At 72.0% G+C, this 18,660-nt stretch carries 14 protein-coding genes and 1 pseudogene; 9 read left to right on the forward strand and 6 right to left on the reverse strand.

Going from position 1 to position 18,660, the window contains the following annotated elements:
- Positions 1 to 3 precede the first annotated feature (3 nt).
- Positions 4 to 1,740: an NADH-quinone oxidoreductase subunit M gene (locus tag KGS77_RS19165; RefSeq protein WP_242583536.1), complete on the forward strand. Its 1,737-nt coding sequence runs from the start codon at positions 4 to 6 to the stop codon at positions 1,738 to 1,740.
- Positions 1,737 to 3,388, forward strand: a pseudogene (gene nuoN, locus KGS77_RS19170) (NADH-quinone oxidoreductase subunit NuoN). The gene KGS77_RS19165 and the pseudogene nuoN overlap by 4 nt, the downstream one beginning before the upstream one ends.
- A 100-nt stretch (positions 3,389 to 3,488) precedes the next feature.
- Here nuoN and KGS77_RS19175 read toward each other — a convergent pair.
- Positions 3,489 to 3,830: a hypothetical protein gene (locus KGS77_RS19175; RefSeq protein WP_242583537.1), complete on the reverse strand. Its 342-nt coding sequence runs from the start codon at positions 3,828 to 3,830 to the stop codon at positions 3,489 to 3,491.
- 276 nt (positions 3,831 to 4,106) lie between these two features.
- Here KGS77_RS19175 and KGS77_RS19180 point away from each other — a divergent pair, with 276 nt between their 5' ends.
- Positions 4,107 to 5,192, forward strand: coding sequence for a hypothetical protein (locus tag KGS77_RS19180; RefSeq protein WP_242583538.1), 1,086 nt, complete (start codon positions 4,107 to 4,109; stop codon positions 5,190 to 5,192).
- A 63-nt stretch (positions 5,193 to 5,255) separates the two neighbouring features.
- On the opposite strand, the gene KGS77_RS19185 is transcribed toward KGS77_RS19180, so the two are convergent.
- The 4 genes from KGS77_RS19185 to fahA form a co-directional block, all read right to left on the reverse strand.
- Positions 5,256 to 5,744 carry a hypothetical protein gene (locus tag KGS77_RS19185; protein ID WP_242583539.1) on the reverse strand — a complete coding sequence of 163 codons (489 nt, stop codon included), beginning with the start codon at positions 5,742 to 5,744 and terminating at the stop codon, positions 5,256 to 5,258.
- Between the two features lie 188 nt (positions 5,745 to 5,932).
- Positions 5,933 to 6,430 (reverse strand): hypothetical protein, encoded by a 498-nt coding sequence (locus KGS77_RS19190; protein ID WP_242583540.1) that lies wholly within the window; start codon positions 6,428 to 6,430, stop codon positions 5,933 to 5,935.
- A gap of 161 nt (positions 6,431 to 6,591) precedes the next feature.
- Positions 6,592 to 7,272 (reverse strand): GPP34 family phosphoprotein, encoded by a 681-nt coding sequence (locus tag KGS77_RS19195; protein WP_242583541.1) that lies wholly within the window; start codon positions 7,270 to 7,272, stop codon positions 6,592 to 6,594.
- On the reverse strand, positions 7,269 to 8,546 hold the full coding sequence (gene fahA, locus KGS77_RS19200; protein WP_242583542.1) for a fumarylacetoacetase: 1,278 nt from the start codon (positions 8,544 to 8,546) through the stop codon (positions 7,269 to 7,271). The genes KGS77_RS19195 and fahA overlap by 4 nt, the downstream gene beginning before the upstream one ends.
- A gap of 475 nt (positions 8,547 to 9,021) precedes the next feature.
- Here fahA and KGS77_RS19205 point away from each other — a divergent pair, with 475 nt between their 5' ends.
- From KGS77_RS19205 to KGS77_RS19230, 6 genes are all read left to right on the forward strand, one after another.
- The gene (locus tag KGS77_RS19205) at positions 9,022 to 10,275 is read left to right on the forward strand and encodes an ATP-grasp domain-containing protein (RefSeq protein ID WP_242583543.1); all 1,254 of its coding nucleotides are present in this window, start codon (positions 9,022 to 9,024) and stop codon (positions 10,273 to 10,275) included.
- Between the two features lie 240 nt (positions 10,276 to 10,515).
- Positions 10,516 to 11,718: an FAD-dependent oxidoreductase gene (locus KGS77_RS19210; RefSeq protein WP_242583544.1), complete on the forward strand. Its 1,203-nt coding sequence runs from the start codon at positions 10,516 to 10,518 to the stop codon at positions 11,716 to 11,718.
- A gap of 565 nt (positions 11,719 to 12,283) precedes the next feature.
- Positions 12,284 to 13,297: a polyprenyl synthetase family protein gene (locus tag KGS77_RS19215; RefSeq protein WP_242583545.1), complete on the forward strand. Its 1,014-nt coding sequence runs from the start codon at positions 12,284 to 12,286 to the stop codon at positions 13,295 to 13,297.
- A gap of 309 nt (positions 13,298 to 13,606) precedes the next feature.
- Positions 13,607 to 14,944, forward strand: a complete 1,338-nt coding sequence (locus KGS77_RS19220; RefSeq protein ID WP_242583546.1) for a DUF2092 domain-containing protein — start codon at positions 13,607 to 13,609, stop codon at positions 14,942 to 14,944.
- A 133-nt stretch (positions 14,945 to 15,077) separates the two neighbouring features.
- Complete coding sequence (locus KGS77_RS19225; RefSeq protein WP_242583547.1) at positions 15,078 to 16,046, forward strand: ABC transporter ATP-binding protein; 969 nt, start codon at positions 15,078 to 15,080, stop codon at positions 16,044 to 16,046.
- The gene (locus KGS77_RS19230) at positions 16,033 to 17,067 is read left to right on the forward strand and encodes an ABC transporter permease (RefSeq protein ID WP_242583548.1); all 1,035 of its coding nucleotides are present in this window, start codon (positions 16,033 to 16,035) and stop codon (positions 17,065 to 17,067) included. Before KGS77_RS19225 ends, KGS77_RS19230 begins: the two co-directional genes overlap by 14 nt.
- Positions 17,068 to 17,205: 138 nt before the next feature.
- On the opposite strand, the gene KGS77_RS19235 is transcribed toward KGS77_RS19230, so the two are convergent.
- Positions 17,206 to 18,603, reverse strand: coding sequence for a M28 family peptidase (locus KGS77_RS19235; RefSeq protein ID WP_242583549.1), 1,398 nt, complete (start codon positions 18,601 to 18,603; stop codon positions 17,206 to 17,208).
- Positions 18,604 to 18,660: the final 57 nt, after the last annotated feature.

The raw sequence follows: 18,660 nt of genomic DNA on the forward strand, positions 1-18,660 counted from the left end.
GCCATGTCGTTTCCCCTTCTGACGGCGACGGCGGCACTGCCCGCGCTCGGCGCGGTCGCCACCGCCGCCGTCCCGGCCGCCAAGAGGACCGCCGCCAAGTGGTCGGCGCTGCTGTTCTCCCTGGCCACCCTCGTCCTGGCGGCGGTCGTCGCGGTCCGCTTCGAGCCGGGAGCCAAGGGCCCCTACCAGCTCACCGAGTCCCACTCCTGGATCAGGGCCTTCGGCGTACGGTACGAGCTGGGCGTGGACGGCATCGCGGTGGCGCTGATCGCGCTGACCGCACTGCTGATCCCCTTCGTGATCCTGGCGGGCTGGCACGACGCCGACCCCCTGGAAGCCGGGTCCGGCAGCGGCTCCGCCGCGGGTGCTCCCAACCGCCGCTGGCGGCCCACCCAGGGCTTCTTCGCGCTGATCCTGGCCGTCGAGGCGATGGTGATCCTCTCCTTCGAGGCCACCGACGTCTTCCTCTTCTACCTCTTCTTCGAAGCCATGCTGATCCCGATGTACTTCCTCATCGGCGGCTTCGGGGACCGGGCGGGCCGGCACGGCGAGGACCGGGCGGCCACCCAGCGCTCGTACGCGGCCGTGAAGTTCCTGCTCTACAACCTCGTCGGCGGGCTGATCATGCTGGCCGCGGTGATCGGCCTGTACGCCGTCACCGCCGACCAGCTCGGCACCGGCACCTTCTCGCTCCAGCAGATCGTCGAGGCCCGCGCGTCCGGGCGGCTGGAGATGGCCACCGGCACCGAGCGGCTGCTCTTCCTCGGCTTCTTCTTCGCCTTCGCGGTCAAGGCGCCGCTGTGGCCGCTGCACACCTGGCTGCCCAACGCCATGGGCGAGTCGACCGCGCCGGTCGCCGTACTGATCACCGCCGTGGTCGACAAGGTCGGCACCTTCGCGATGCTGCGCTTCTGCCTCCAGCTCTTCCCCGGGGCCAGCAGTTGGGCGACGCCGGCCATCCTCGTACTGGCGGTGATCAGCATTCTGTACGGGGCGCTGCTGGCGGTCGGCCAGCGGGACATCAAGCGCCTGATCGCCTACGCCTCCATCTCCCACTTCGGCTTCATCATCATGGGCATCTTCGCGATGACCAGCCAGGGCCAGGGCGGCGCGACGCTCTACATGGTCAACCACGGCATCTCCACCGCCGCGCTGATGCTGGTGGCCGGGTTCCTGATCAGCCGGCGCGGCTCGCGGCTGATCACCGACTACGGCGGCGTCCAGAAGGTCGCCCCGGTGCTCGCCGGGACGTTTCTGGTCGGCGGGCTCGCCACGCTCTCGCTGCCGGGCCTGGCACCGTTCGTCAGTGAATTCCTGGTCCTGGTGGGCACCTTCAGCCGCCACCCGGTCATCGGCGTCCTGGCCACCGTCGGCATCGTGCTCGCCGCGCTGTACGTCCTGGTGCTCTACCAGCGGACGATGACCGGCCCGGTGAGGGACGAGGTGCGGGCCATGCCCGACCTCAAGGTCCGTGAACTGGCCGTGATCGCCCCGCTGATCGCCCTGCTGCTCTTCCTCGGTGTGTATCCCAAGCCGCTGACCGACATCGTCAACCCGGCGGTGGACCACACCCTGTCCGTGGTGGACAAACGCGATCCCCGGCCCGACGTACGGGTCGACGCCGTACCCGGCGCGAAGAAGCCCGGGGCCGAAGCCGGAGGCCGGGCCGAATCCGGGGACGGGGCCGGAGCCGGGACCGGCCGGGCAGTGTCCGATCATGATGCGGAGGCCGCGAAGTGAGTTCCGTGACGAGTGTCCACAGCCTGTGGACAGCGGCGGCCGGGGCGCCGGACAAGATCCCGGCACCGCACATCGAGTACGCCCAACTGGCGCCGACGCTGATCGTCCTGGGCGCCGCGGTCGTCGGCGTGGTGCTGGAGGCATGCCTCCCCCGACGCGTCCGCCACACCGCCCAACTGCTGCTCTCGGTGGTCGCGCTGGCCGCCGCCTTCGCGGCCGTCGTGGGCCTGGCGGCCGGCGGCTACGGCTCGGCCAAGGCACGCATCGCGGCGATGGGCGCCATCGCCGTGGACGGCCCGGCGCTCTTCCTCCAGGGCACGATCCTGCTGGTGGCGCTGGTCTCCGTCTTCGTCTTCGCCGAACGCCGACTGGACCCGGCGGCCCACGGCAAGCATGTGGACTCCTTCGCCGCGCAGGCCGCCGCGGTGCCCGGCGGCGACGCCGAACGGGCCGCGGTCAAGGCGGGCTTCACCACCACCGAGGTCTTCCCGCTCGCGCTCTTCGCGGTCGGCGGCATGCTCGTCTTCCCGGCCGCGAACGACCTGCTGACGCTCTTCATCGCGCTGGAGGTCTTCTCCCTCCCGCTGTACATCCTGTGCGCGCTCGCCCGCCGCCAGCGGCTGCTGTCCCAGGAGTCGGCGGTCAAGTACTTCCTGCTCGGCGCCTTCTCCTCGGCGTTCCTCCTGTTCGGCGTGGCCCTGCTGTACGGCTACGCGGGCACCGTCACCTACGCCGGCATCGCCGAGGTCGTCGGGGACGGCGCCAAGCAGATCAGCCCGGCGCTGGCCGACACCACGGGCAACGACGCGCTGCTGCTGATCGGCGGTGCACTGGTGCTGATGGGCCTGTTGTTCAAGGTCGGCGCCATTCCCTTCCACGTATGGACGCCGGACGTCTACCAGGGCGCCCCGACCCCGGTGACCGGCTTCATGGCGGCGGCCACGAAGGTCGCGGCGTTCGGCGCGCTGCTGCGGCTGCTGTACGTGGTGCTCCCCGGGATGCGCTGGGACTGGCAGCCGGTCATGTGGGGTGTGGCGATCGTGACGATGCTGGGCGGCGCGGTCATCGCCATCACCCAGACCGACATCAAGCGCCTGCTGGCCTACTCCTCCATCGCCCACGCCGGCTTCATCCTGGCCGGTGTCATCGCCACCAGCGCCGACGGCGTCTCCTCGGTGCTGTTCTACCTGGCCGCGTACTCCTTCGTGACGCTGGGCGCGTTCGCGGTGGTCACGCTCGTACGGGACGCCGGCGGCGAGGCCACGCACCTGTCCAAGTGGGCCGGGCTGGGCCGCCGTTCGCCGCTGGTGGCGGCCGTCTTCGCGGTCTTCCTGCTGGCCTTCGCCGGTATCCCGCTGACCTCCGGGTTCGCGGGAAGTTCGCGGTCTTCAAGGCGGCGGCGGAGAGCGGCGCGGGCGCGCTGGTGGTGATCGGTGTGATCTCCTCCGCGATCGCCGCGTTCTTCTACATCCGGGTGATCGTGCTGATGTTCTTCAGCGAGCCGCAGGCGGACGGTCCGACGGTCGCCGTGCCCAGCCCGCTGACGACCACGGCCATCGCGGTCGGCTTCGTGGTCACCCTCGTCCTGGGCCTGGCGCCGCAGTACTTCCTGGATCTGGCGGGACAGGCGGGGATCTTCGTGCGCTGAGCCGCGCGCCCGGCAGGCCCGGCAGCCGCTGCCCGCCCCTCACCGGGGCGGGCAGCGGCTGCCGCGGCGTCCGCCCGGTGCGGGCCCCGGTGGGCGGCGTTCAGTGGGCGAACCGTACCGAGCGGACCAGGAAGTCCTTGGGTGCCTTCTGCCCCGGAGGGACCGTACGGAAGGAGTCGCCGGCGCATTCGTCATCGGCGAAGACCGTGGCGATCGCGTCCGTACGGTTCTCCACGGCGTAGGCGGCGTCCAGGTCGTTCGGCAGACCGAGGGGGACACAGACCTTGCCGGGCGGATCCTCCATGCTCAGCCGGTGTGTGTGCCCGTCGCGGCTGTCGTAGCTGTAGGAGAAGGTGCCCTCGGCGGCGAAGGCGGAGGCGGGGGAGGCCAGAACAAGGGCGGCTGCCGCGCCTGCGGCGGCTGCGGACGAACCCAGGCGCATGCTCAACGACTCCTCTCGGTGGTCGGTCGAGGACTCATGGTGAGTATGCGTACCGGGAAGTGCCGCCTACCCCCTCCGCCGGGTTTCACCACCGCGACGCGCCAACGCGCCGCCCGGCGGGCCGGCGGCTTGCCATGCGGCCAAGTGGGCGGCTTCCGGCCGACCGGTGCACAATCAACCGAACGGACGGCCGAGCGATCGAGGCATCGAGCGTCGGGCAGTCGAGCGGGAAACGGAGTGCGGTGTGAGCAAGACCGGGGGCAGGACGGGTCGTCCGTGTCCGACGAGGAATGGGAGCGGTTCCTGCGCGAATCGGTGCAGGGTGTGGCCGGGGCCCCCGTGGAGCCGTCGGCGCGCGCCCGTGAGGTGGAGCGGCGGCTGCGGGAGCGCCCCGGGCGGCCGGAGGGCTGGCGTACGTACTCACCGGCCCGGCCCCGGCGCGCAACAGGCTGGTACGTGGCCGGGCTGGTGGCGGCCGTGGCCGTCCTGGCCGTGGCACTCTTCCCGCAGCAGATCGTCGGCTGGTTCGGCGACGACGGGCAGGACGGGACGCCACTGGCCGCGGAGACAAAGAGCCCGCGGGAGGCGCCCGGCGCCGGGCCGGGTCTGCGCCCCACCCTCGCCGAACCCTTCCGGGGCTCACCTGCCGCCCGCTGGGCCGACGGAGCCGCGGGGATCACGGTGCCACCTGCCAAGGCGACCGGCTGGATGGACGCCGCCCAGGTCGAGCGGGCACTGCGGCAGAGCCGTGACTTCCTGGTGGCCGCGGGGCTCGACTCCCGCGTACTGCGCGGCGAGCGCCCCACGAAGGCGATCGCGCTGCTGAACCCGCACCAGAAGGACGTCCAGGAGTATCTCCGTACCGCCCTGTCCTCGACGGCGCCCTCTCCCAAGACCGATCCGCTGCTGTTGTTCAGCCGCTTCCGGCCGGAGCAGGCCCGGCTGGTGGGTGACGTGGTCAAGACGCGCGGCCGGCTCACGTACCGGGAAGGGGAACGGGGGGCGGTCGAGGTGACGGCGGACGTCACCTTCGTGTACCCGGTCACCCCGGCGGGCGACAGCGGGCGGGACGCCGAGGTCGTCCGTACGATCGCGCGGCGCAAGGTGGTGATGAGCTGGGACGACCCGGACAAAGTCATCACCGAACCGGGCACGATGTCCCTCGTCTCCTACGCGCTCGACATGACCAACGGCGGCTGCTCCGCCCCGACCGGCTACTTCGTGCCGTCCTTCGGCACGGCCAAGGAGCAGCCCGCCGACAGGGACCGCCAGGTCGACCCGTACGACCGCAGCAAGCCGATCGGCACGGGCGACGGCACGAAGGCCCCGGGCACCGACTGCGCGACCGCCACCCGTTCCTAGCCGGCTGACCTGCACACCGGGTCAGCTCTGACACACCGGGTCAGCCCTGACACACCGGGTCGGCTAGCGTCCGCCGCCGAAGTCGGTGGGCAGGGCGGTGGGCAGGTCGGTGGGAATGCCGCTGGGCACGGGGGACTTGGTGAAGGTGCTCACCCTGCCCGACGCCCAGGTGACTTCCAGGGTGCTGCCGGCCAGCTTCTTCACGGTGCCCTTGGCGTAGGCGGTGCTGCCGTCCTTGCAGGTGAGGTCGAGCGTCACCGGGCCGGTGTCCGTCGTGAGCCGGCCGGCGCAGGTGGCCTTGCCGGTGAGCAGCACACGGGAACGGCCGATGGCCAGGATCAGCAGGCCGTCGGAGGCATGGGTGCCCTCGGTGACCCAGCCGCCCTCCAGCTTCTTGGCGTCGATGCCGCTGCCGCCACCGGGTACGGGGGTGGCCGTGCCGTTCGAGGGGGCCGCCGTGGAGCGGTTGCCGTCCCGGCCGCCCGTACCACCGCCCGTACCGCCGTCATCGCCGCCGCCGCAGCCGCTGAGCAGCAGTGCGGTGGCGGCCACCCCGCCCGCGAACCGTGTCCGTGTCCGTGTCCGGGTCCGGGTCCGGGTTCGTGTCCGTGTTTGCGTCCGTGTCGCCGTGCGCTGTGACGATGTGCACCGTGTGATCGGCATGGTCGCCTCCTCGCGTCGGGAAGCTGCCGGAGGCCGGAAGCCGGAGGAACCGGGGGCGGGAAGGCCGCCGTGGTGGGTCAGTTCGTGCCGGGGACCTTCGGCAGGTCGGGCATCTTGGGCAGCTTGATCTTGGTGTCGGCCTTGGTGAAGTCGTCGGTGGGGCCGCCGCGCCAGCTCACCTTCAGCGACTTGCCGTCGGCGCCCGGCTTGAGGGTGCCCATCGTGCGCGAGGTGTCCTTGCCCGTGCACTTCAGGGCGACCATCGTGGCCCCCATCATCTCCTGGGTCTTGCCCTGGCAGACGGTGCCACTGTCGGCGCCCGTCCCCAAGGACGCCGTGCCCTTGAAGAGGACGAGGGTGATCGTCGCACCGTCCGTCTTCGCCTGCCAGGCGCCTTCGAGAGCGGCATCGCCGCCCTGGGACGGCTTCTCGTCGGCGCCGCCGGGCTGTGACGGGCTGCTCGGCTCAGGGGACGTGGCCTTGGCCGGCGTCTCCTTGCTGCCACCGCTGCCGCAGCCGGTGAGCAGCCAAGCGGCGACGGCTGCCGCCCCGACGATCTGCGCTGCCTTGCGCACGTACGTCTCCTCCGTTGTGGGACAGGAAGACGAGAGGCTAGCAGCCGGTCCTCGCGCCGCCCCGGTCCGAGGGACGGCCACCGCCCGCCTGTGCCTGCTGTCTTCGGCCGCCCCCTCCCGCCTGCCCCCTTCGCCGGCCTGGGCCCGTCCCGCGCGTCGCCTCAGCCGCCACCCCCGTCCGCCGACTTGTCCCTCTGTACGGCGTCCCGTACGGCGCGGGCCGTCCACTGCTCGCGCGCGAGCCGCTTCATCTCCCGCCGTACGGGCCGGAAAGCGGCGCCGGGCAGCAGCTTGCCGTCCAGGTCCGTGGCGGCCACCAGCCCGGCGAGCAGCCGTTCGCGCGGGCCGGGGAACCCGGCGCCCACCGCCGCCTTGAAGCGGGCCCGCGCCGGGCCGGCCAGGTCCACGGCCCCGGCCGGGTGGCGCTCGTACGGGAACAGCCCGAGTGCCCGCCGTACCTCTCGGCGCACCGCGCCGCGCTCCTCCAACTGCCGCCAGGCCGCGGCCTCCACGGTCCGGGCGGCACCGCGTACCCAGGCCGCCGCCCGGACTCCCCGGGCGCCGCCCCCGCCGCTGCCGGGCCGCCGTTTCTTCCCGGGGCCGGGCAGTGTGGCGAAGGCCGCGTCCAGTACGGGGTCGCCGGGCGGCAGCGGACCCGGCACCCGGATCCGCCCGCCCGGCTCCCCGGTGACCAGCCCGGCCCCCTCCAGCTCCGCCAGGGCCGCGCCGGCCAGTCCGTACCGCACATAGGCGGCATGGCCCAGCACCCTGCCGCGCCGTGGATCCAGGGCGAGGAGCAGCAGTTCCTCGGGCAGCGTCAGGGGCCGCCCGCCGGCGTTCACGAGGCTCCGGGTACCTGCGGTTCGGATGCCTGCGGTCCGGATGCCTGCCCCGCCGGGGCCGTCCGCGCCCGCGGGGCCTGCGGCCGTGCGGGCCGGATGCGCCCGGTGACCTCGCCCAGGCCGATCCGGGAGCCCTCCGGCCCCGGCGCCCAGGCCGTGATCGTCACCTCGTCCCCGTCGGCCAGGTAGGGGCCCTTGCCCTGCGTCAGCTCCAGCAGGCAGCCGAGCTGGTCCGGCTCCGGCCCGGAGACCGTGCCGGAGGCGAACAGGTCGCCCGTACGCAGCGAGGCGCCGTTGACCGTCATATGGGCGAGCTGCTGGGCGGCCGTCCAGTACATCGCGGAGAACGGCGGCCGGGAGACCGTCTCGCCGTTGATGTCCACCTGGATGCGTACGTCGAAGCCGCCCGGCTCCTCCTCCGTGTCGTCGAGGTAGGGCAGCAGCGGGACGTCACGGGCGGGCGGGGCCGTACGGGCGTGGTCCAGCGCGTCCAGCGGGGTGATCCAGGCGGAGACGGAGGTCGCGAAGGACTTGCCGAGGAACGGGCCGAGCGGCACGTACTCCCACGCCTGGAGGTCGCGTGCGGACCAGTCGTTGACCAGGCAGACGCCGAAGACGTGCGTACGGAAGGCGTCCAGGCCGACCGGCTCGTGGAGCGCGGAGGGGGTGCCGACGACGAACCCGACCTCCGCCTCGATGTCCAGCCGCACGGACGGGCCGAAGACCGGCGCCGGGTCGTCCGGGGTCTTGCGCTGGCCGCTGGGCCGTATCACCGGCGTGCCGGAGACGACAACCGTCCCGGACCGGCCGTGGTAACCGATCGGCAGGTGCTTCCAGTTGGGGGTCAGCGCGGCGCCGTCCGGACGGAAGATCCGGCCGACGTTGGTGGCGTGGTGTTCGCTGGCGTAGAAGTCGACGTAGTCGGCCACCTCGAAGGGGAGGTGGAGGGTGACCGTCTCCAGCGGGCGCAGCAGGGACGCGGTGGTGGTGCGGTGGGCGGGGTCGGTCACGGCGGTGCGTACGGCGTTCCGTACGGCCTGCCAGACCTCGCGGCCCGCCGACAGCAGCGGATTGAGGGTCGGCGCGGAGAGCAGGTCCGCGTGCGGTGACGCGGAGGTCGTGGCCAGCGCATGCAGATCCAGTACGTGACTGCCGTAGCGGACGCCGATGCGGCGGCGTTCCGGTGCGTCGGACGTGCTGAAGACGCCGTAGGGCAGGTTGTGCGGGCCGAAGGGGTCGCCTTCCGGCAGGTCGAGCGGGCTCTGCTCGGGCATGGACAGCTCCTCGCGTTCGTCGTCGCCTGGGGGCCGGTGGGCCCGTCGATCAGATTACGGCCCGGGGGGCGTGACCGGGACGGTGGAGAGCCGACGCGGTGGTGGCGCACCGGCGGCGCACCGGTGGCGCGGAAGTGCTGGAGAAGTGGTGTGAAGAGGGCGGGGGAGAGCCAGGGGGAGAGGCAGGGAGAGAAGCAGGGAAGGAAGTAGGGAAGGAAGCCGGGAGGGGAGTCGGGAGGGGAGCAGGAAGGGGAGCAGGAAGGGGAGGAGGCGGAAGATCAGGCGGCCGACGCCTCGCCGGTGACCCGGTGCGCACCTCTGCGGAAAGCCGGAGGTGGGTGCGGAAATCCGCTAACGGAAGGAGTCGGTCTAAAGAGCTTGCAATGTCCGGAAAAGCCTTGCCTCAATGCTCAATTCGGGCCTAGCTTCCTTTCGAGGCGCGGCCGGGGTGGGGCCGGAGCCGTTGGGGGGACAGGTGGCTCGTAGCAGCGCACTGCTCACGGTCGACCGGACCGTTCCGGGGCTGATCGTGAAGATCGGTGATTACCCGCTGCACCACGGCGGGGTGGGGGCGATCCGCAGCCTCGGCCGGATCGGGGTACCCATGTACGCGATCACCGAGGACAGATTCACACCCGCCGCCGTCTCCCGCTATCTGCACGGGCGTTTCGTCTGGCCGACCACCGGGCGGGAGGACCCCGAGCGGCTCGTCGAGGGCCTGCTGCGGATCGGCAAGCGCATCGGACGGCCCACGGTGCTCGTCCCGACCGACGAGGAAGCGGCCGTCCTGATAGGCGAGAACGCCGACGTGCTCGCCGGGCACTTCCTCTTCCCGCGCGTGGACCCGGAGTTACCCCGTCGGCTGGCCAGCAAGCAGGGGCTGCACGAGCTGTGCGTGGAGCACGGGGTGCCCTCTCCCGCGGCGGCCTTCCCGGACTCGTACCAGGACATCGAGCGCTTCGCGGCGCGGGCGCGCTTCCCGGTGGTCGCCAAGAACCGCGAGGCGTTCCAGCGGCGCCGGCAGCCGGCGGTGGCGGGCACGACCCGTATCGCCGGGCCGGCGCAGTTGCTGGACCTGGCCCGCGACTGGGGGGCGCGGCCCGGGGTGATCCTCCAGGAGTACCTGCCCAGGGAGCAGGCCGAGGACTGGATCGTGCACGCCTACTTCGACGCCGAGAGCACGGCGCGGGCGATGTTCACCGGGGTCAAGGTGCGCTCCTGGCCGCCGCACGCGGGGATGACCGCCTGTGCGTACGTGGTCGACAACCCGGAACTGGCGGAGATGGCGGCGCAGTTCATCAAGCGCATCGGCTTCAGCGGGATCGTCGACCTGGACTGGCGATACGACCGCCGCGACGGCCGCTACAAGCTCCTGGACTTCAACCCGCGGATGGGCGCGCAGTTCCGGCTCTTCGAGAACGAGGCGGGCGTGGACGTCGTACGGGCCCAGCACCTGGACCTGACCGGGCAGCACGTCCCCGAGGCGGAGCAGCGGGCCGGGCAGCGCTTCATCGTGGAGAACATCGACCTGCCGGCGCTGCTGGCCTACCGGCGCAGCGGGTACTCCACCCCGCACGCACCGGACCGGGCCACCGGCACGGAACTGGCGTGGCTGGCGCGGGACGACCTCAAGCCGTTCTTCACCATGATCGCCCGGTTCGTACGGCCGGGGGCCCGGCATCTGCTCCAAATGCGGCGTGCCAGCCGCCGCGCGCGCACCGTCAGGTAGCCGCCGGGCGGCCGTACGTACGGGATCGCGGCCGGACGGGGCGCCGAGCGGTCACGGACCAGCATCACATCGGCGCCACAAGCACCACCGCAAGCACCATCGCAAGATCCACCACAAGATCCACCACAAGAACCAAGGAGCACAGCACCGAACAGCACCGAGCGCCCGGGCACAGCGGTTCGCCGGTTCGCCGGTCCGCCCGCGGCGCGGAACCAGGCATCACCCAGGGGAGGGGCAGATTTGAATACTCCGGTAGCAGTCATCGGGGCGGGACCGTACGGCCTGTCGACGGCCGCCCATTTACGCGCGCGCGGCATGCCCGTACGCGTCTTCGGGCAGCCGATGGTGAGCTGGCGCGCGCACATGCCCGCGGGCATGCTGCTGAAGTCGACGCCCTCGGCATCCAGCATCCACACCCCGCAGCCGGGCCACACCCTCGTCGACTTCTGCGACGCGGTGGGGGAGCGGCGTTACGAATCGGACTGGGACATCATTCCGGTCGAGACCTTCGTGCGGTACGGGCAGTGGTTCCAGGAGCGGCTCGTACCGGACCTGGAGCAGGTACGGGTGGTCTCGGTGGACCGCCGTGGCGGCGCCTTCGAGCTGAAGCTGGACAGCGGTGAGCAGTTCCGGGCGCGGGCGGTGGTCGTGGCCACCGGTCTGACCGGGTTCGCCCGGCTGCCCGGCGAGCTGGCCGCGGCCGTGCCGGACGGGCCGTCCCCCTCCGGGCCCGTCTCGCACAGCTCCCAGCACCACGACCTGTCGGCGTTCGCGGGCCGGGACGTGGTGGTCGTCGGGGCGGGGCAGTCGGCGCTGGAGAGCGCGGTGCTGCTCGCCGAGCAGGGCGCGAGGTCCGTACGGATCGTGGCGCGCGGGCGCTCGGCGGTGAACTTCGGCGCCCCGCCGGACCGGCAGCCCCGGCTGCGCCCCGAGTCCCCCTTCGGCAACGCCTGGTCGCTGTACGCCTTCTCCTACTACGCCCAGGGCTTCCGCTATCTGCCCGCGCCGTCCCGGCAGTACCTGGTCAAGCGGGTGCTGGGGCCGATGGGTGCCTGGTGGCTGCGGGAACGTTTCGTGGGCCGGGTCCAGGTCACGGCGGGGCGGCGCATCCGGCGGGTACGGATCGAGGACGGGCGCCCGGTGCTGTCGCTGGCCGGGCCGGACGGGCGCGGCGGCGAACTGGCCGCGGACCATGTGCTGGCCGCCACCGGGTACCAGGTGGACCTGGCGGCGCTGGACTTCCTCGGGCAGGGGCTGCGGACGGAGATCGCTGTGGGCGCGGGCGGGCCCCGGCTGGACGCCGGGTTCCGGTCCTCCGTACCGGGCCTGTACTTCACCGGGCTGGCGGCGGCGGCGTCCTTCGGACCCGTCATGCGCTTCGTCTGCGGCACGGACTTCGCTTCGGGGCGGCTGGCCCGCGCGCTGGTCGCGGCCCGCGGCTGAACCGTACGGCGCTGTACCGAGCCGTACGGCGCCGTACCGAGCCGTACGGCGCCGTACCGAGACGTACGAGACGTACGGCGCCGTACCGAGTCGCGCCCGGCCTGGCGGCGCCCTACCGAGACGTACTGATACGTACGGCGCCCTACCGCGTCGTACTGCGCTGTAGGCGCTGTATGTGACGTGAGAACCGTATGCGGCGTGCTGCGGCCGGCGGCGGCCGTGAGCCGTACGGGAGGCCGCCCGCCGGACGAGGCGTCCGCAGGGCGTCGTCACGTCCGGTAATCTCCCGTCACCGCCGGTGGCCGGACCCGCGTCGGCCCCGATGGCCGGGCGGGCCCGTGCACCGGGCCCGCCCGGCGTTTCCGTACGCCCACCAGCACATCCGTACTCAACAGGCGGTCGGGGACATTCCGGTCGTCTCCTTGGCGTGTCCGGTGGACAAGCCGCGGGACGTCCGGGGGCGGGCGCTCGCGGTGATCGAAGAACGACCGGATACGCTGGCCAATGGTGGAGACAGCGACAGATCGACAATCCGTTTGATCGTCAGCAGACAGGAGTACCCCTCGTGACCGTCGTCGGGCCCTTCGGGCTGAGCGTGCGGGACCAGGCTCTTGAGGCCGATGTCCAGGCCGGGTTGGCGGCTGTCGAGGAGGGCCTGCTGGAGGCCACCAAAAGCGATGTGCCGTTCATCACCGACGCCGCCCAGCACCTCGTACGGGCGGGGGGCAAGCGGTTCCGGCCCCTGCTGGGGATGCTGGCCGCCCAGTTCGGTGATCCGCACGCGCCGGGCGTGGTGCCCTCGGCCGTCGTCGTCGAGCTGACGCACCTGGCGACGCTCTACCACGACGACGTCATGGACGAGGCCGAGGTCCGCCGCGGCGTGGACAGCGCCAACGCCCGCTGGGGCAACTCCGTCGCCGTCCTGACCGGCGACTTCCTCTTCGCCCGCGCCTCGCACATCCTCGCCGACCTGGGGCCCGAGGCCGTACGCATCCAGGCCGAGGCGTTCGAGCGGCTGGTGACCGGGCAGATCCTGGAGACGGCCGGGCCGCGCGACGGCCGGGACCCCATCGATCACTACCTGGACGTCATCGCGGGCAAGACCGGCTCCCTGATCGCCGTCGCGGGCCGCTTCGGCGCGATGATGTCCGGCGCCGACGAGTCCACCGTCAACATCCTGACGCAGTACGGCGAGCGGCTGGGCACCGCCTTCCAGCTCGCCGACGACGTCCTGGACATCGCCAGCGACTCCCACGAGTCCGGCAAGACGCCCGGCACGGACCTGCGCGAGGGCATCCCGACCCTCCCGGTCCTGCATGTGCGGGCGCGGGCTGCCGGGGACGCCGCCACCGCCGAGGACCGTGAGCTGTGCGAGCTGCTCGCTGGCGACCTCAGCGACGACGTACGGCACGCCGAGGCGCTGGCCCGGCTGCGCGCCCACCCGGCGCTGGAGCAGGCCCGCCGGGACACGGTGCGCTACGCCGAGGAGGCCCGCGCCACGCTGGCGCCGCTGCCGTCCTGCATGGCCAAGTCGGCCCTTGAGGGCCTGTGCGACACGGTGGTCCACCGGGCGGGCTGACGGTCGGGCTGACGGGCCGGTGCCCTTGTGGCCGTTCCGCTGCCGTCTCCTCCCGGCCCTGAGGGCCCCTCACCCCGACCCTGAGACCTCCTCAGGGTCCGCTCAACCTTCGGCCGTACGGTGCTCTGTCGTTCGGCAGGGGTGGCTCATCCCTCAGCAGTACGACGAGGTGATCCCGCGGGCTGACGCGTTCCGGCCGTCGATTTGATGGGATTGAGAGCACCACAGCACGGCGGAACGGGTCACAATGACCCCGAGGGTGGACGAGTGCGTCGCAGAGGACCGCCGCTTACCACGGAGGTAGGGCACATGCCACGGAACCAACCGACACAGGTCACCGACGAGTGGGACGGGGGGCGCTCCGCGAAGCGCCGCAAGACGACGCGGTACGCGGTCCCGGTCGCGGTGGCGGGCGTGGCGGCGGCTTCGATCGGTCTGGTACCGGCGTTCGCCGGCTCCGGGTCTCCCGACCTGCCCAAGATCTCGGCGCAGGATCTCATAGCCAAGGTGGCCAAGTCCGATGTGCAGCGGCTGTCGGGCACGGTACGGATCAGTACCGACCTGGGGCTGCCCGCGCTGCCGGGCGCGGACGGTAACGGCGGCGGCCTCTTCGGCGGTGGCGGGCACGGCGGTGAGAAGGGCGGGGACGCCAAGGCGTCCGCGTCCCCGGACGGCAAGCTGAGGGAGCTGGCCTCCGGGTCGCACACCCTGCGTGTGGCCGCGGACGGCCCGGACAGGCAGCGGGTGACGCTCGTCGAGAAGGCCGCCGAGTACAGCCTCATCCACAACGGCGATGACGTCTGGGCGTACGACAGCGGCAGCAACAGCGTCTTCCACGGCAAGGCACCGGCCGCCTCGTCCAAGGACCTGAAGAACCGCAAGGACCTGGAGGGTCACAAGGGCCTGAAGGACCACGAAGGCTTGAAGGACCTGAAGGGCCTGGAGAACGCCACGCCCCAGGACCTCGCCCGCCAGGTGCTCAAGGCGGCCGGGGAGACGACCTCGGTCACGGTCGACGGCACCGCCAAGGTCGCCGGGCGGGACGCCTACCAGCTCCTGATCAAGCCGAAGCAGTCCGGCTCCACGGTCGGCTCGATACGGATCGCGGTGGACGCCGGCAACGGCGTGCCGCTGAAGTTCACCCTCACGCCCAAGAGCGGCGGCGCGGCGGCGATCGACGCGGGCTTCACCTCCGTCGACTTCTCCCGGCCCGGCGCGGACACCTTCCGCTTCACCCCGCCCAAGGGTGCGAAGGTCGAGGAGAAGAACCTGGACCGCGCGCGCCACCACCGGGACTTCAAGGGCCTGGAGGGCTTCAAGGGCCTGAACGGGGCCGACGGCGACAGCGCCACGCCGCAGGGCGCGCGCGGCGGGCCGTCCGGGATGAAGGTCATCGGCAAGGGCTGGACCTCGATCGTCACGGTCAAGGGCAGCGGTTCCGGGGTGCCCTCGGCCAAGGAAGAGGGCCCGGCCGGTGAGGCGGGCAAGTTCCTGGACAGCATCGGCGAGAAGGTCAACGGCTCCTTCGGCTCCGGCCGTCTCTTCAGTACGCGCCTGGTCAACGCCCTGATAACCGACAACGGCACGGTCTACGCCGGTGCCGTCGACAAGCAGACGCTGATCGACGCGGCGAACGCCGCCAAGTAGCGCGAAGCAGCCGGCCGCCGAGGGCCGGGCGCCCGATGGCTGCTGTCCGGCAGCCGGGCGCCCGGCAGGCAGCCGGTGGCCCGTAGTTGACAGCCGTACCGCGACGCGCGCGCATGCCGCGCTGGGGGAGCCGATGACACAGCCGCCCGCCGGGGACCGGGACCGGGTGATCGAGACCCGTGGGCTGACGAAGCGGTACCGCGGCGGGCAGCTCGCCGTCGACGGCCTCGACCTCGCCGTACCGCGCGGCAGCGTCTTCGGCTTCCTCGGCCCCAACGGCTCCGGCAAGACCACCACCATCCGCATGTTGATGGGGCTGATCGAGCCGACGTCCGGCGCGGCACGGCTCCTGGGCGAACCGATGCCCCGGGCCGGCCGCCGGGTGCTCCCCAGGGTCGGTGCCCTCATCGAGGGTCCGGCCCTGTACGGCTTTCTCACCGGCCGCGACAACCTCCTGCGGTACGACGCCGCCGACCCCACCGCCGACCCGCGCACCCGTGCCGAGCGGGTGGCGCTGGCGCTGGACCGGGTGGGGCTGACCGCCGCGGCCCGCAAGAAGGCCCGCGCCTATTCGCTGGGCATGAAGCAGCGGCTCGGGCTGGCCGCGGCCCTGCTGCGGCCCCGCGAGCTGCTGGTGCTGGACGAGCCGACCAACGGCCTGGACCCGCAGGGGATGCGGGAGATCCGTACGCTCGTGCGGGAGCTGGCGGCGGACGGCACGACCGTCTTCCTCTCCTCCCACCTCCTGGACGAGATCGAGCAGGTGTGCACCCACGCCGCCGTGATGTCCCGGGGGCGGCTGATCACCCAGGGCACGGTCGCCGAGCTGGCGGCCGGCGCCCGCGGCCGACTGGCCGTGACCACCCCGGACCCGGCGGAGGCGGTCCGCGTCCTGAAGGAGCACGGTGTGACGGACCTGCTGGCCACCGGTGACCGGGTGACGGGCGAACTGCCCGCCGGCGCGCCGCCACCGGACCTGGCGGACCTGAACGCCGCGCTCGTACGGGCCCGGGTGCGGGTACGGGCCTTCGGCACCGAGCGGCCCTCGCTGGAGGATGTGTTCGTGCGGCTGACGGGGGAGGGCTTCGATGTCGCGGGCTGAGAAACCGACGGCAGCGGCGGCGAAGGCGGCAACGGCAGGAGCGGCGGGGGAGCGGGAGGCGCCGGCGTCACAGGGGTCCTCGCCCGGGGCGGTGCCAGGGCTCTCACAGGGGCCCTCACCGCGGCTCTCGCCGGAGCCGGTGCCGGAGCAGGAGACGGTGCCGGCCCTGCCGCGGTCCACCGGCCTGCTGTGGACGCTGGGCCTGCTGCGCAGCGAGATCGGCACGACCTTTCGGCGGTGGCGCACCCTCGCCCTGCTCGCGGTGCTGGCGGGGGTGCCCGTACTGGTCGGGATCGCCGTCAGGATCGAGACGGGCGACGACGGTTCGGCGGCCGGCTCGGGCGGCGGCGGACCGGCCTTCGTCTCGCAGATCACCAACAACGGCCTGTTCCTGGTCTTCACCTCGCTCGCCGCGACCCTGCCCTTCTTCCTCCCGATGGCGATCGGGGTGATCGCGGGCGACTCCATCGCGGGCGAGGCGAGCGCCGGGACCCTGCGCTATCTGCTCGTCGCACCCGCCGGCCGTACCCGGCTGCTGCTCGTGAAGTACGCGACCACGCTCACGTTCTGCCTGGTCGGAACGCTGGTCGTAGCGGTCTTCGCGCTGGTCACGGGCGCCCTGCTCTTTCCGCTCGGCGAGGTCACCCTGCTCTCGGGGAGCACGGTCTCCTTCGGCGAGGGGCTGCTGCGGGCGCTGGCCATCGCGGCGGTGGTCGCCGCCTCGCTGATCGGGGTGGCGGCCGTGGGCCTGTTCGTCTCCACGCTCACCAGCAGCGGGATCGCGGCCATGGCCACCACCGTCGGCCTGTTGATCACCGTACAGATCCTGGACGTCATACCGCAGTTGCACGCGATCCAGCCCTACCTCTTCCCGCACCACTGGCTGTCCTTCGCGGACCTGCTGCGCGACCCGGTCTACTGGGACGGCATCCGCGACAACCTCGGGCTGCAGGCGCTGTACGCGGCCTTCTTCGGCTCGGCGGCCTGGGCGCGCTTCACCGCCCGTGACATCACGGCCTGATGCCACGGGCGGCGGTTGCGTCACGCCTGTTAAGGACGGGTTGCGCTGTACGAACCGTACGGGCCCGACCGGACGGTACGAGCCGTGCAAGTCCGGCCAGACAGTACAAACCGTACGGATCTGACCGGGCGAATCAGGTCAGAAGGTGAGCTTCCAGCTATCGATGTAGCCGGTGTCCTGCGCGGCCACGTCCTGTACCCGCAGCATCCAGGCGCCGTTGGCGCGCTTGCTGGAGGCGTCGACCGTGTAGGTCTCCTTGACGTCGTGCGCGGAGTCGGAACTGTTGGCGTTCTTCAGCCGGTAGGCGGTCCCGTCAGGAGCCAGCAGATCGATGACGAGGTCGCCGCGGTAGCTGTGCTTGATGTCGACCTCGACTTTGAGCGCGGCGGGCGCGTTGCCCGTACGGCCGGTGACGGCGATCGGTGAGGTCACCGTGGGGCCGTTGTCCGGGATCGTGATGTCGACGGTGTTCTCGTAGACCGTGCCGTCCGGCGGGGTGGTGGAGCCGGCCGCCAGGGTCCAGATGGCGTGGGCGATGGCGTCGCTGTTGCGGTCCAGCGCGGTGTCGTTGATGTTGGCGCTGGTGTCGCAGGAGGAGTGGTAGCAGCGGTCGAAGGGCTGGCCCGCCGTACCGCCCCACTTCTGCGCCTGGGCGGCGGTCTTGCGGTAGTCGGCGCCGGAGAACAGACCGCCGACGGGTATGCCGGCGTTCTTGAACGGCGCGTGGTCGGAGCGGCCGTCGCCCTCGGTCTCTATCTCGGTGGGGATGTTCAGCTTGGCGTAGAAGTCCTTGAACACGGACTCCAGCTCGGGGTTGTCGTCGTAGACGAAATAGCCGGGGTTGGGTGAGCCGACCATGTCGAAGTTCAGATAGCCGCTGATCTTCGCGCGCTCGGCGGCCGGGAGGCTGTTGACGTAGTACTGCGAGCCGCGCATGCCCAGCTCTTCCGCGCCCCACCAGCCGAAGCGCAGGTGCTTCTTGGGCGTCAGGCCGGCCCGGGAGACGGCGAGCGCGTTTTCCAGTACGGCGGCCGAGCCGGAACCGTTGTCGTTGATGCCGGGTCCGGCGGAGACGGAGTCCAGGTGGGCACCGGCCATCAGGACCTGGTTGGCGTCGCCGCCGGGCCAGTCGGCGATCAGGTTCCAGCCGGTGGTGCCGCTGGTGGTGAACTGCTGGAGTCGGGTGGTGTACCCGGCCGCGTCCAGCTTGCCCTTGATGTAGTCGAGCGAGGCGCGGTAACCGGGGCGGCCGTGGGCCCGGTTGCCGTTGTTGGCGGACGCGATCGACTGGAGCTGGTCGAGGTGGGCCTTGACGTTGGCGACCGGGATGTCGGGGGCCGCGAGGGCGGCGGTGTGGGCGGAGGTGTGAGTGGTGGGCCGGTGGGGGGTGGCGGCGCCGGCCGCGGTGGGGGCGGCGGTCAGCAGGCCCAGCGCGGCGCCGGCGGCGGTGGCAGCCAGGCCGGCCCGACGGGTCCAGGCGCTTTTAGATCTTCGCGGGGGATGGGGGGTGGTGCGTCGTTCGGCGTTCGGTGACATGAGGGGTCTCCGGATTCCGTATGGAAAGGAACAACGGATCGGGCGTGACGCGAAGCC

The organism is Streptomyces sp. MST-110588 (genome assembly GCF_022695595.1).
Lineage (GTDB): Bacteria > Actinomycetota > Actinomycetes > Streptomycetales > Streptomycetaceae > Streptomyces.